Here is a 12,420-nt window from a genome sequence, read left to right on the forward strand (position 1 = left end):
CCTGTCTGGTTTATGGGGATAGCCGCTGGCCACCATCGACGCACAGGATTTGTCCCGTCACCCAGCCGGCCCACGGTGAAGCGAGAAATAACGCAGCGTGCGCGACTTCGTCAGGTGTGCCGTAGCGGCCGAACGGAATTTTCGAGAGTACGGTGGCGTAGCGCGCGGGATCTTCATGTTTGCAGCGATCCCACAAGCCACCTTCGAATTCGATCGAACCTGGCGCGATGGCGTTGACGCGAATGCGCTGCGCAGCCAGCCCCAAGGCTTGCGAGGTGGTGTAGTGGCTCAGCGCCGCCTTTACCGCTCCATAGGGCGGCGTATTGGGGCGCGGATACAGCGCGGCGATGGAGCTGAGGTGCAGAATGCTGGCGTGGGTAGACTTGGATAGATAGGGCAACGCCGCCTGCGAGGTACGCACGGGCGCCATCATGTCGATATGAAAGCCAGCTGCCCAGTCCTCTTCCTTGTCCTCGAAGCCATAGCCGCTGGCGTTGTTGATCAACACGTCGATCCCGCCGAGTACGTGCGCGGCAGCGTCGATGTAGGCCTTGATGGCGGATGCATCGCCCAGATCGCATGACTGCGCATGGACGGGCACACCGTAGGCGGCGATGGCTTTGGCGGTTTCATCCAGTGCGGCCTGGCCGCGGGCGCAGATCGATATCGACGCACCGGAGGCGGCGAAAGCCAATGCCATGCTGCGGCCGATGCCCTTGCTGCCGCCGGTGACGATGACGCGGTAGCCGCGAAAGTCGAACGGGGAGGGTGATGGGGATGAAGTCACGTCGCAATCCCTGTTGGCCGAAGACAACACCCTCCCCTACGAAACATAGGGGAGGGAGCGCATGCCCTGCATGGCTACGGAGAGCAGCTTACAGATCGAACTTGATGCCCTGGGCCAGCGGCAACGCGTCCGAATAATTGATGGTGTTGGTCTGGCGGCGCATGTACACCTTCCACGCATCCGAACCCGATTCACGACCGCCACCGGTTTCCTTCTCGCCGCCGAACGCGCCGCCGATTTCCGCACCCGAGGTGCCGATATTGACGTTGGCGATGCCGCAATCCGAACCCGCCGCCGACAGGTATTGCTCGGCTGCCTTCAGGTTCTGCGTGAAGATCGAGGAAGACAGGCCCTGCGGCACGCTGTTCTGCAAGTCGATAGCCTGGTCCAGCGTCTTGAACGGCATCACGTAGAGAATCGGCGCGAAGGTTTCGGTTTGCACCACTTCATCGGCGTTGTTCAAGCCGGTGATGATGGTGGGCAGCACGAAGTTGCCCTTGCGATCGGCCAAAGCCGCGCCACCGGTGAGCACCTTGCCGCCGCTGGCCTTGGCCTTTTCGACCGCGGCCAGATAAGCGCTCACGGCTTCCTTGCTGTTGAGCGGACCCATCAGCGTGGTGGCGAGCGTGGGATCGCCGATCTTGCCTTCCACCTGCTTGTACGCGGCGACCAGCTTGTCGGTCACTTCGCTGAGGATGGATTCGTGCACGAACAGGCGGCGCGTGGTGGTGCAGCGCTGGCCGGCAGTGCCTACCGCGCCGAATACGATCGCCGGAATCGCGAGTTTCAGGTCTGCGCTTTCGTCCACGATGATAGCGTTGTTGCCGCCCAGCTCCAGCAGCGAACGGCCCATGCGCTTGGCCACGTGCTCGCCCACCATCCGACCCACCTTGGTGGAGCCGGTGAAGCTGATCAGCGGAACGCGGTGATCGTCCACGAACGCCTGCGACAGTTCGGTGCCGGCGTCGTTGAACAGGAAGAACAGATCCGGGAAGCCGCCCTCTTGCAGCGCTTCGTTGCAGATCTTCATGGTGGCGATGGCCGACAGCGGCGTTTTCGGCGACGGCTTCCAGATGCAGATATCGCCACAGATCGCCGCCAGCATCGCATTCCAGGCCCACACCGCCACCGGGAAGTTGAAGGCGCTGATGATGCCGACCAGGCCCAGCGGCTGGTACTGCTCGTACATGCGATGGCCCGGACGCTCCGAATGCATGGTGTAGCCATAGAGCATGCGGCTCTGGCCAACCGCGAAATCGGCGATGTCGATCATTTCCTGCACTTCGCCGTCGCCTTCGGGCTTGATCTTGCCCATTTCCAGTGCGACCAGCGAACCCAGTGCATCCTTGTGCTTGCGCAGTGCTTCACCGCACAGGCGTACGGCTTCGCCGCGACGGGGGGCAGGGGTGGTGCGCCATGCCTTGAACGCTTCCTGGGCGCGCTTGACGATGATGTCGTAATCGGCGGCGCTGGAGGCGTAGACGGTGCCGATCACCTCGTTGGTGGCCGGGTTCAGCGGCTGCAGCGTGCCGGCGTTGGTGGTCTTGGACCACTCGCCGTTGCCGAGATACGTACCCGACTGCTCGCCGGTCAGGCCGAGCGCCTTGAGGATTTCGTGGGACATTGGGACTCCTGGGACGGGGCGCGTGAGCGCCTGGACATGGGGAAACCCCTATTCTATCAGGCGGGCTCGTGCCGGCCGAGCCGAGAGCCCCGCCGCTTGCTCGCCACCATGGCCCATCACCTATACTTCGCCCCTGCGCAGGCGGATCTCCGCCATGCGGCAGGCCCTTTCCGCCCTCGTAGCTCAGTTGGATAGAGCGTCCCCCTCCTAAGGGGAAGGTCGCACGTTCGAATCGTGTCGGGGGCACCAGTTTTTGCCGGCCTACCTCAGCATCGCTGCCGTGCGGTGAGCGTGACCCAGGCCGAGAGGCAGGCTAGCTTTTGCTCCTTTCGCCAAGGCCTGCCGGCTGTCGCGCCAAGCGATTTCAGGCGGATATCCAGGTCATGGGGCGACAGTCGGAGCTGTTTCGACGCAAGCTCGTGCAGGGACTTTTCGTCCAGCTCGGCGACTTCGAGAGCGTGTCGGCCGCACGCGAAGCGAAGGGCATCCCGCACCGCGAGGCCTTCGGCAATCGGCACATGTTCGGGCCAGGCAAGGCTGTACGCCAGGGTGTCGATGATCCAGCCGGCGCGATTGACCAGCAGCGCCGCAACGATCTGCTGGTAGCCGGTGTTATGCAGCTTGCAAACGATGTCGCCCAGGCCCCTCGTCGCGAGTGCACATTGACGTTTATGTCCCTCGGCAACGGCGGCTACGGCTTGCGCCGAAGCGCCACCGTGCGGACCGCGCTGCATTTCGTATGCGGCGCGATAGGGCTCAAGGGCAAGGCGGTCGTCGCTTGCGGCGGTGGGGATAAACGTCGACAACACGATTCGAGGAACACCTTCGTCCACGACCATGCCGACCACCACGCCGCCCCCTTTGATCGCGCGAAGTCCGAGCCCGATCCAATCTGTTCCGCTGCTGCGCTCCATCTTCATTAGGGCACCCCGTGTAGCGGCTCGACGCCGGATCATAGTGCGACAGCAAGCAGGCTTACGCGAAACCGTCTTTGCAACGCAACATAATGGCGAGCTGAACCAACTCCACCTTCGTTGGTGCGCTTGTCAACGCGGGCCATGGCCGGTCGTTCTTGGCGCTTACGGAGGGTGAGGGGCACACGATGGAGCAGGACGCTATTGGAGACACCATCGGCGACACTCAAGCAGATGACCCCATTCGACGTATGCAAGCCGTCTTGCCAGCCACGGCAGGGCGTCGATTCCAAAGAACGTCCGCTAATCCATTCCAAGGAACTACCCATGAATGCAAAGTCGAAGCTCGTCATTGTCGGTCTGGTCATCGGTGCAGCGATGGCATCCGGCAGCGTTCTCGCGCAAACCGATGTACCCAACCATCCGCGCGTTAACGAAGTGAATAATCGCCTGGAAAACCAGCAGGATCGCATCCAGAACGGTTTGAAGAACGGCACCATGACGCAGGCCCAGGCCAACCACGACGAAGCGCACGATGCCAATATCGCCCGCCGCGAATCGGTTGACGAGGCCAAGCACAACGGCCATCTGACCAAGCAGGAACAGCGCAACCTCAATCGTTCCGAGAACCACAACAGCAAGCGCATCTACAAGCAGAAGCATTAAGCGTAAGCGCTTGCCGTACCCAACCTCCCGTGCTCGCGGGAGGTTTTTTTATGTCCGGAAAATTGGTCGCGTAGACTGGGATGACAATCCCAGCTTTACACGCGGCTTCCGGATGCTGGGACTGTCATCCCAGCCTACGCGTGGCCTCGATAGACCGGGGCAAGAAAAAAGGTGGCGATCGCCAGATCGCCACCTTTTGAAACAGCAGTGTTGCCTGGTTTAGCGAGCGTCGGATACCGACGTCACGCCTTCCTGCACCTGCACGCGGTTGCCCGGATCGTGGTCCATGCGCGTGGTGCGGGTCACGCCGTTATAGACGTACTGTACGTCGTAACCGACGACGCGGTCGCTGGTGTCGTTGACCGTCTTGCACTCGTGCTCGGTGCTGGAGGTCACCTGGCTCTGGTGGTGGGCATTTTCGATGCGGTTACCCGCATAGCCGCCCGCCGCTGCGCCAGCCACCGTGGCTAGGGTGTTGCCCTTGCCGTGGCCTACCATGTGGCCCAGCAGGCCGCCGGCAACCGCGCCGATCGCCGTGCCGGCGATGTTGTGCTGGTCGCTGGGCGGCGTGGTGTGATTCACCACCACGTCCTGGCAGACCTGATGGGGGTTGTTCACCGTGGAGCGCACCGGCGTCACGCTGACCACCTGCGCGTACTGCGGACCGGCGGCTTGCTGTTGCTGCTGCGCTTCCAGGGCGGGATCCGCACTGGCCTGATGGCCGCAGCCAGCCAGGCCGGCGAGAGCCGCTGCCGTGACCGCCGCGCAAAGAGTTTTGACTACGAACTTGCTCATATTTGAATCCCCCGATCGGTCGCTAAATCTAACATCACGTTCACCCCTGCATTCCATGGTGCTCATTGAATGGCGACAAGCCTGAACGGCGCCCACACAATGCGTTACTAATCGCTAAACACCCTGTTGTTGCCACCCGTCGTTCCAGGAGAGCGTGTGACAGGGTGCACACGAATGCAGCCACCGCCCATGATGCCGTGTGACGCAAGTCTACAGTTGGAACCGTGTCGCAGAAGAGAAAAGAAAACCTTCAGTGCTTATTAAGCGCCGCAAGCTGAGCATCTGGGCCGACACCAACGGAGGTGCGTCATGAGCAAGCGTGTAGCAGTCAGTCGTATGTTGATGGGTTTGGCCGTTGCGGCCGTAATGGCTGCGCCCCTGGCCGCGTCGGCACATGATCATGATGGCTGGGGTCACGATGGTTGGGGTCGCCATGGCGATTGGGATCGGGGCGGCTGGCATGACCGCGGCTGGCACGACCATGATGACTGGCATCATCGCGGAGGTTATTGGAGTGGTGGCCGCTGGATCGCCGGCGCTGTCGTAGCGGGCGCCGTGGCCGGCCTGGTGGGTAGCGCCGTTGCGCCGCCTCCGCCGCCGGTTTACTACGCACCGGCACCGGTGGTGTACCGGAGCGCACCGGTGGTTTATGAAACCGCGCCGGTCGTTACCACTCGTACGGTGGTCTACACCACGCGCTACTACGGTGGCGAAGATGAGCAATGATCGATAACCAAAGCGATCGTGCCGATAGCGCAAGAAGCCCGGTGCAAGCCGGGCTTCTTTTGTTATGACTTCCAAAGCAATGGCCATAGGACAGTCACTTCGGGCCGGGCCCATGATCTTCCGGACCGGCAGGCAGGGAAGAGGGTCGTTTCCTGTGCCATTATCGAGGCATGCAAGGCGTCCCCCATTCCTTCGATAACCCAGCGGATATCGCCCAATTCCGCTGCCCGGCGCACCGCCCCGGCATCGAGCTGTACCGCGCGCACATCGTGCGGCATGCATTCGAGCCGCATGTGCATGAGGGATACGGCTTGGGGGCGATCGAATCGGGGGTGGAGCGCTTCCGCTATCGGGGCGCCCAACATCTGGCGCCACCCGATTCGTTAGTGCTGATGAATCCGGAAGAGCTGCACACCGGTAGCGCTGAAACCGATGGCGGCTGGCGCTATCGCATGATCTATATCGAGCCGACCGCGGTGGCGGAGGTTACGGGCGAGCCCGGCTGGTGGTTTGGCGATGCGGTGCATGCGGATGCGCCAGGAGCACGTCGTATCACGGCCTTGCTCGATGCGCTTTGGCAGGCCCGCGAACCGCTTGCGTTCGACAGCCTGCTGTTTCAACTGTTGGGCGAATTCCGCCGCCATGCACGGATACCGCACGCGGCACGCTCCGAAACGCCTTCACGCTTTGCGCGGGTGATCGAATACCTGCGAGCCCATTTGTCCGAGCGCGTCACTTTGGATGAGCTTGCCGCCGTAGCGGGGCTCAGCCCGTTCCACTTCCTGCGTCAGTTCCAGGCCTGTCATCACGCCACCCCGCAGCAGATGCTGATGGCCTTTCGTCTCTCCATGGCCAAGCGCATGCTCGCCGCCGGCGAGGCGCCGGCCCAAGTCGCGGTTGCCAGCGGCTTGACCGACCAGGCCCACCTGACCCGCAGCTTCGTGCGCCGCTATGGCACTACCCCGGCGCGCTACCAGCGAGCGCTGCAGCGATAGCAATCTCGTACAAGACGGCTGCGGGCGTTGCACCGATACTTTGCGTCATGTGGACAGGAACCCTTTACGCGTTGGTGGCCGGCCTGATGTGGGGCCTGGTTTTCGTCGGCCCGCTGCTGGTGCCCGAATACCCGGCTGCGCTGCAATCGGTGGGCCGTTATCTTGCCTTTGGCCTGATCGCTTTGCCGCTGGCATGGCTGGACCGCGCCGCGCTGCGCCAGCTCAGTCGCGCCGATTGGCTAGAGGCGTTGAAGCTCGCAGCAGTCGGTAATTTGCTTTATTACGTCTGCCTGGCGGCTGCGATCCAACGCGCGGGCGCGCCATTGCCCACCATGATCATCGGCACGCTGCCGGTGGTGATCGCGATCGCCGCCAACCTGCGCAATGCCCGCCGTGATGGCCATTTGCCGTGGGCGCGCCTGGCGCCATCCTTGTTGCTGATTACGGCGGGCATTGCCTGCGTCAATCAAGCCGAGTTGGCAGCGATGCGTGCCCAGGATCATGCCGATCTGCTGCGCTATGCCACCGGTGCCTTGCTGGCACTGGTCTCGATGGCTTGCTGGACCTGGTACCCGCTGCGCAATGCCGACTGGCTGCGTCACCATCCGGGGCGCAATCCGCGCACCTGGGCTACTGCTCAAGGTGTTGCCACGTTGCCATTGGCGCTAACGGGCTATGTGCTGTTGTGGCTGGGCATGCATGCCAGCGGCAGTGCGTTTCCCATGCCGCTCGGCCCGCGCCCCGTCGTTTTCATCACCCTGATGGCGGCGATCGGCCTGTTTGCTTCCTGGCTGGGAACCACCTGCTGGAACGAAGCGAGCCAACGTTTGCCTACTGCGATTGCCGGGCAGCTGATCGTGTTCGAAACCCTGGCGGCCTTGAGTTATGCATTTGTATTGCGGGGCAAGTTGCCGGGCGCGCAGACCATGCTTGGCGTGGTCTTGCTGGTCGCGGGTGTGGCGTGGGCTGCGCGGGTGAAGCCGGTGCCGGTGGATTGCGTGGAAGCGGAGCGGTTCTAGTATCGATTCTTCCTGGACAGGAAATACGGCTATGGCGGCCCGCTCTCGAACCTGCATTACATCAACGAACGTATGAAATTCACGAACGAGTTTTCCTGGAAACGTTCGGCAAGCAGAAGCAGCACACCGGCAGCAATCAGCACGAACATCAAGGCCTTGCCAACCCGATTCAATACCTTCCTGATGGTGATCTTCATTCTGACATGCCGCCTGATGGATACTGGGTGGTTGACGTCTAAATCAAATGTTCCGTAACCGCTTTACTTGAGTTCCACCACGTTGCGTTCTGGTATCGGCAAATCGTTGGAGGGATACTTAAGGTAACGTGGAGGCGATGGACTGTAATATCGCTGTCCTTATAGCCCATGCGCAGTAGGGTCGCCAGGAGGGCGTTGAGATGAAGCGTCTGGCTCGGCTTTATGAGAGTCTTGGAGACAAGGCTCTTTCGCAGGTCGTTTGATTAAGTAAAGTAGTTCGCAAGCTATCAGGGGGCATTGTGGGCACATCTACAGAATTCGATTTCACCCTGCCGATCGGCTATCGCGATGGCGACGGAAACTTGCACCGGCACGGTGTGATGCGCCAGGCCACCGCCGGTGACGAGATCATTCCGCTGAAAGATTATCGAGTGCAGGCCAATCCGGCCTATCTGTCAATTATCGTGTTGTCCCGTGTCGTGACGAAGCTTGGTTCGCTGGAGATGGTCACTACCAAAGTGATCGAGGACCTGTTCTCCGCGGATTTCGCCTATCTGCAAGATCTTTACAACAAGATCAATCAAGCCGAAGAAGGTTACGTGGGGGATTGAGTGCAACGTGGCGGATCAGCCAGGTGCACTATGCAGCACTGCTTGCGTAGATCCAGGTCGACGCCATCATGAGCCTAAGGGCCTGCGCTTCCAAAGAAAATTGTCCAGTGTTGCAGTCCATGACATTGCTTGATCGCTGCAAGCTCATGTAATGACTTTATGGCGAGTCGAGTTCGAGAGTGGAGTTGCGGTTGGGTATAGCGACGCTTGCGACCGTGCGCTCTGATGGACTGGCCATGTCCTGCAAGCCAGCGAGCTAGTCGCGGCCGCTTCGGTACGCCATGGCGAGTAGGGTGTCATCCAAAGCAAAAACAGCGCGCCACGCCGATACTTGCGGTTCTAAGCCGAGATACAAGAACTGCGACTGGACTTCACGCCGGCGCCGCTGACCACCGTCAAGGCGCGCCGTTGAGCGCGTCCGGAGGCTGGCCATGTGTTCGTTCTCATTCGAACCACACTTGAAAGTAATGCATATTTGCATTACATTTGTGCCTGAGTCGCAATCTGAGGGCATCGCCATGACCACACTGACCGTTACGGCACGGGGACAAGTCACCTTTCGGAAGGATGTACTGCAACATCTTGGTATCAAGCCAGGCGAAAGGATCGAGCTGGACTTGCTGCCCGATGGCCGGGCTGAATTGAAGGCGGCCAAGCAAACCAGGGCGTTCCGCGATTTGGCCGGATTTCTGAAAGGCAAGACCAACGGCAAAGTGCTGAGCATCGAAGACATCGATGCGGCGATTGCCGAAGCAGGTGCATCAGCGGGGAAGGGTAAAGCGTGAAAATCATCGCCGATACCAACGTCCTGTTGCGCATCATCGTCGGGGATGACGTCAAGCAATGCCGCGCGGCAATGGCGGTGATGGAAAGCGCCGACAGCGTCGCGGTAAGCCTGCATGCGCTTTGTGAGCTGGTATGGGTGCTCCTACGCAGTTATGACGTATCACGGGCTGATACCGCTGCTGCCATTCGTCAATTAATGGATACGCGAAACATCGTACTCAACAGGCCCGCCGTGGAAGCAGGCCTGTCCATCCAGGAAGCTGGCGGTGATTTTGCTGACGGAGTGATCGCTTTTGAGGGGCAATGGCTTGGCGCCGACACCTTCGTCTCGTTCGATCAAAAGGCAGTCGCCTTGCTCACAGCGCAAGGTCAATCAGCACGATTGCTTTAAGAACTTATACGCCAGCCTGTGCATCGTGGATTGCACATCTGAGCATGGCAAGAAAAGGCATGGAGCAACGTGGCATAAGTTTGCCGCGACACGATTGCGAAATCCTGCCATCCAAAGCAAAACAGCGCATCACACTGCGAGGTGTAATGCGCTGTTTTAATTAAAAAAGATGGTGCCGGAAATAGGAATCGAACCTACGACCTACGCATTACGAATGCGCCGCTCTACCAACTGAGCTATTCCGGCGGAGCCGCCTAGTTTAAGGGGGTAGTTCGCGGCCTGCAAGCTCTGCCGAACAAGTGGGAATCGGACTCCAGTTTGCGGCGATGCCTGACTGCCCTGGGGTGGGTCGTGGGGCGACAGTACCGTCAGGTCCAACCGCGAGGGAATGCCGGTGCTGCCGCCAGGGAATCCGCGAGGCATCACGCTGGTCGAGGTCTTGGTCGCCATGCTGGTGTCCTGCCTTGGGCTGATCGGGGTGGCGGTCTTGATGGCGATGGCCGCGCGCGCCGACCAGGCGGCGTACTTGCGCACGCAGGTGACCTTCCTGGCGCAGAACATGGCTGAGAGCATGCGGGCCAATCCCATCGGCGTGTGGAGTGGTGACTACAACGGCAGCTATCCGGACGGCAGCAGGCAGGATTGCGCTGCCGGGTGCACGCCAGTGCAGCTGGCGCTGCATGATCGGCAGCGATGGAATGGCCAGCTCGCGACCTTTCTGCCGCCAAGTGCCAAGGCCAACATCCATTGCGAGCACAGCGGCCTAGCCCATGCCCCCGCTCACGATCAAATCCAGCTGCGACCGCCCTATGGCGGCAATTGCTCGATGACCATCAGCTGGACCGAGCGCGATTCACGGGACGCCCAAGCTTCGCCACAGACTTTCGCCTGGGAGTTCCAGCCATGATCCGGCGATGCCACGGACTCTCCCTGGTGGAGCTGATGGTAGCGATGGCACTCGGCCTCGTGGTGAGCCTGGGCGTCGTGTCAGTGTTCACTTCTGCTTCGAGCACTCGCCAGGCGCAGGAACAGCTTGCGCTGCTGCAGGAAGAAGGGCGCTTTGCGATCACGCAGATCAGGAATGATCTGGCCATGGCCGGCGCCCAGTACTGCGCCGGCACGGGTGGTTCCGCGCAGCAAAGCGCTACGGGTGTTTATCTGGACGGACTGCGCGCGCCTACGGTTTATGCGCGCGATCCCGATTTGCTCATGCGAGCCCTGAGCGATGTGACCACCTCGTGGGACAGCGCGTATCCCGTTACCCCGCGCGAACCCTATTCACTGCCTTCCTTCCTGGCGATGCGTGGCTACGACTGCACCACCAGCCGCTGCGTACCGGTGGATCCGAGCAGCAAGCGCAATCCCGATGGCTTCAATATTCCCGCAATGGGTAAGGGTATCGACAGTCGCGTGATCGGTGCCTCGGTACTTACGGTGCGCTATCTGAAGCCTGCGAGCGGCTGGACGATCACGCCGGAAGACAGCGAGCAGGGCAGCACGCTGCAGAAAAACGCGGACGGCTCGATGACCGTGCGATTGCATCCGTTGCGCGGCGAACCGAAGGTGAGCGAGGTGAGGAAAGATGCTCCGCTGGTGATGCTGGCCGATTGCTCCAGTGCGCAGATCTTTGCGGTGAGGGGGATGGGCAGCAGCCAGCTTGTTTCCAGCAGCAACAACTTCGTGCAGCCGCATGCGTTTCAGAACATGGCTGCACCAAGGTTGTTCAGCCTCAGTCGCGACCTGCAAACCGTCACCTACTATTTGAAAGTGGTGGACAACGGGGATGGCATGCGGCACGCCACGGGCGCCCTGGTGCGGCGAGTCAATGGAGGGAACAAGGCCTTGGGCGGCACCGGCGAGGAAATCGCACGTGGTGTGGAACGGCTGGATTTCAAATATGGCGTACAAGCACTGGATGGAAGGGTTCGCTATTACACCGCCGAGCAGGTGGATCAGAGCACGCGCAATGATTGCCCGGCGTTACCTCTATCGATTGCTGGCGGCAACGATCGTGGTTGCCTGTGGCGATCGGTCAGCCTGATCGAAATCGGCCTGCTGCTGTCGGGACAAAACCCGCTGTACTCGCTTACCCCGGATGAATTGGCCTACAGCTACGCCTGGGACGAGATAGCTACGCCCGCATCGCCGATGGCGAAGGGACGAAAAGTAACGCCGGTGCAGCAAGGTTTTCCGTTGCCCGTGCTGCGGCGTGAGTTTACGGCGGTGGTCGCCGTGCGCAATGCCAATCCCTGAAGCGAGGTTGCGAGAATGAGAGGGAGTCAAGCCGGCTTTGCCTTGTTGGTGGCGCTCATTTTTCTGCTAGTGCTGAGCATGCTCGCCATTGACGCCTCACGCCATTCATTGCTGCAGGAGCGCATGGCCGGCGGCCTGCGCAACGCGCAGCAAGCAAGAATGAGCGCGGAAACAGCGTTGCGAGGAGTGGAATACAAACTCTGGTCGATGGCTGGGCAGGTTGGCACGCATCTGCATTGCGAACGAAGCAGCATCCCGGCCGATGACGGTTGCCTGATCTATAATCCCGATGCCTTTGCTTATGCGCCCGGCGGCGTGGTCGCTCGATTCCAGTTTTTACCGGGTTGGCTACCCGATATTGGCGTCGCCTATCTGGGGCCGGACCACCACGGTTACGTCAGCAACGCCGGGCAGCCTACCGCGGCACTAGCGAAAAATCCCGTCTACATCATCGAAGACCTCGGTGCCGAGCATCCGCCGGGCGTCGGCGGCTCGCACGAGTCCGGCAACACTGGCCCAGGCCATGGCGGGCAGCTCGATATTCATATCTATCGCATCACGGCACGCGCGACTGGCGGCAGCGCCAAGACCTTGAGTGTGGTGCAGAGTACGTTCAATGCGCCGCTCCTGCCCTGAATTTCTCAGCACATGGCTGG

General features: G+C 61.0%; 15 protein-coding genes and 2 tRNA genes. 11 read left to right on the plus strand and 6 right to left on the minus strand.

Features of this window, described 5'->3' with window-relative positions:
* Positions 1–10: 10 nt before the first annotated feature.
* Positions 11–787 (minus strand): SDR family NAD(P)-dependent oxidoreductase, encoded by a 777-nt coding sequence (locus tag QQJ96_RS14935; protein ID WP_284332809.1) that lies wholly within the window; start codon positions 785–787, stop codon positions 11–13.
* A gap of 88 nt (positions 788–875) precedes the next feature.
* The gene (gene amaB / locus QQJ96_RS14940) at positions 876–2,411 is read right to left on the minus strand and encodes an L-piperidine-6-carboxylate dehydrogenase (protein WP_284332810.1); all 1,536 of its coding nucleotides are present in this window, start codon (positions 2,409–2,411) and stop codon (positions 876–878) included.
* A gap of 172 nt (positions 2,412–2,583) precedes the next feature.
* On the opposite strand from amaB, the gene QQJ96_RS14945 reads away from it, so the two are divergent.
* Positions 2,584–2,660: transfer RNA gene (locus QQJ96_RS14945), tRNA-Arg, on the plus strand.
* Between the two features lie 17 nt (positions 2,661–2,677).
* Here QQJ96_RS14945 and QQJ96_RS14950 read toward each other — a convergent pair.
* Positions 2,678–3,331, minus strand: coding sequence for a hypothetical protein (locus QQJ96_RS14950; RefSeq protein WP_284332811.1), 654 nt, complete (start codon positions 3,329–3,331; stop codon positions 2,678–2,680).
* A gap of 321 nt (positions 3,332–3,652) precedes the next feature.
* Here QQJ96_RS14950 and QQJ96_RS14955 point away from each other — a divergent pair, with 321 nt between their 5' ends.
* Entirely contained in the window at positions 3,653–3,991 is a 339-nt protein-coding gene (locus QQJ96_RS14955) for a hypothetical protein (protein ID WP_284332812.1), read from the plus strand.
* A gap of 219 nt (positions 3,992–4,210) precedes the next feature.
* On the opposite strand, the gene QQJ96_RS14960 is transcribed toward QQJ96_RS14955, so the two are convergent.
* Positions 4,211–4,786 carry a glycine zipper 2TM domain-containing protein gene (locus QQJ96_RS14960; RefSeq protein WP_284332813.1) on the minus strand — a complete coding sequence of 192 codons (576 nt, stop codon included), beginning with the start codon at positions 4,784–4,786 and terminating at the stop codon, positions 4,211–4,213.
* Positions 4,787–5,095: 309 nt separating this feature from the next.
* On the opposite strand from QQJ96_RS14960, the gene QQJ96_RS14965 reads away from it, so the two are divergent.
* The 3 genes from QQJ96_RS14965 to QQJ96_RS14975 all read left to right on the plus strand — a co-directional run bounded on the left by QQJ96_RS14965 (position 5,096) and on the right by QQJ96_RS14975 (position 7,526).
* Positions 5,096–5,512 (plus strand): hypothetical protein, encoded by a 417-nt coding sequence (locus QQJ96_RS14965; RefSeq protein WP_284332814.1) that lies wholly within the window; start codon positions 5,096–5,098, stop codon positions 5,510–5,512.
* Positions 5,513–5,682: 170 nt separating this feature from the next.
* Complete coding sequence (locus QQJ96_RS14970; protein WP_284332815.1) at positions 5,683–6,507, plus strand: AraC family transcriptional regulator; 825 nt, start codon at positions 5,683–5,685, stop codon at positions 6,505–6,507.
* Between the two features lie 47 nt (positions 6,508–6,554).
* Entirely contained in the window at positions 6,555–7,526 is a 972-nt protein-coding gene (locus tag QQJ96_RS14975) for a DMT family transporter (protein WP_284332816.1), read from the plus strand.
* Between the two features lie 56 nt (positions 7,527–7,582).
* Here QQJ96_RS14975 and QQJ96_RS14980 read toward each other — a convergent pair whose 3' ends face one another.
* On the minus strand, positions 7,583–7,723 hold the full coding sequence (locus tag QQJ96_RS14980) for a hypothetical protein (RefSeq protein ID WP_284332817.1): 141 nt from the start codon (positions 7,721–7,723) through the stop codon (positions 7,583–7,585).
* Positions 7,724–8,022: 299 nt separating this feature from the next.
* Here QQJ96_RS14980 and QQJ96_RS14985 point away from each other — a divergent pair, with 299 nt between their 5' ends.
* The 3 genes from QQJ96_RS14985 to QQJ96_RS14995 all read left to right on the plus strand — a co-directional run bounded on the left by QQJ96_RS14985 (position 8,023) and on the right by QQJ96_RS14995 (position 9,511).
* Positions 8,023–8,334, plus strand: coding sequence for a hypothetical protein (locus QQJ96_RS14985; protein WP_284332818.1), 312 nt, complete (start codon positions 8,023–8,025; stop codon positions 8,332–8,334).
* A 518-nt stretch (positions 8,335–8,852) separates the two neighbouring features.
* Positions 8,853–9,119, plus strand: a complete 267-nt coding sequence (locus QQJ96_RS14990; RefSeq protein WP_284332819.1) for an AbrB/MazE/SpoVT family DNA-binding domain-containing protein — start codon at positions 8,853–8,855, stop codon at positions 9,117–9,119.
* Positions 9,116–9,511 (plus strand): type II toxin-antitoxin system VapC family toxin, encoded by a 396-nt coding sequence (locus QQJ96_RS14995; RefSeq protein WP_284332820.1) that lies wholly within the window; start codon positions 9,116–9,118, stop codon positions 9,509–9,511. Before QQJ96_RS14990 ends, QQJ96_RS14995 begins: the two co-directional genes overlap by 4 nt.
* Positions 9,512–9,681: 170 nt before the next feature.
* On the opposite strand, the gene QQJ96_RS15000 is transcribed toward QQJ96_RS14995, so the two are convergent.
* Positions 9,682–9,757: transfer RNA gene (locus QQJ96_RS15000), tRNA-Thr, on the minus strand.
* Positions 9,758–9,905: 148 nt separating this feature from the next.
* Between QQJ96_RS15000 and pilV the strand changes: the two genes are divergently transcribed.
* The 3 genes from pilV to QQJ96_RS15015 are packed head-to-tail and all read left to right on the plus strand — an operon-like array spanning position 9,906 to position 12,400.
* The gene (pilV, locus tag QQJ96_RS15005) at positions 9,906–10,418 is read left to right on the plus strand and encodes a type IV pilus modification protein PilV (RefSeq protein ID WP_284332821.1); all 513 of its coding nucleotides are present in this window, start codon (positions 9,906–9,908) and stop codon (positions 10,416–10,418) included.
* The gene (locus QQJ96_RS15010; protein WP_284332822.1) at positions 10,415–11,764 is read left to right on the plus strand and encodes a PilW family protein; all 1,350 of its coding nucleotides are present in this window, start codon (positions 10,415–10,417) and stop codon (positions 11,762–11,764) included. The genes pilV and QQJ96_RS15010 overlap by 4 nt, the downstream gene beginning before the upstream one ends.
* Before the next feature lie 15 nt (positions 11,765–11,779).
* Positions 11,780–12,400: a pilus assembly PilX family protein gene (locus QQJ96_RS15015; protein WP_284332823.1), complete on the plus strand. Its 621-nt coding sequence runs from the start codon at positions 11,780–11,782 to the stop codon at positions 12,398–12,400.
* Positions 12,401–12,420 lie beyond the last annotated feature (20 nt).

The organism is Dyella flagellata, assembly GCF_030160275.1.
GTDB classification, from domain to species: domain Bacteria; phylum Pseudomonadota; class Gammaproteobacteria; order Xanthomonadales; family Rhodanobacteraceae; genus Dyella_B; species Dyella_B flagellata.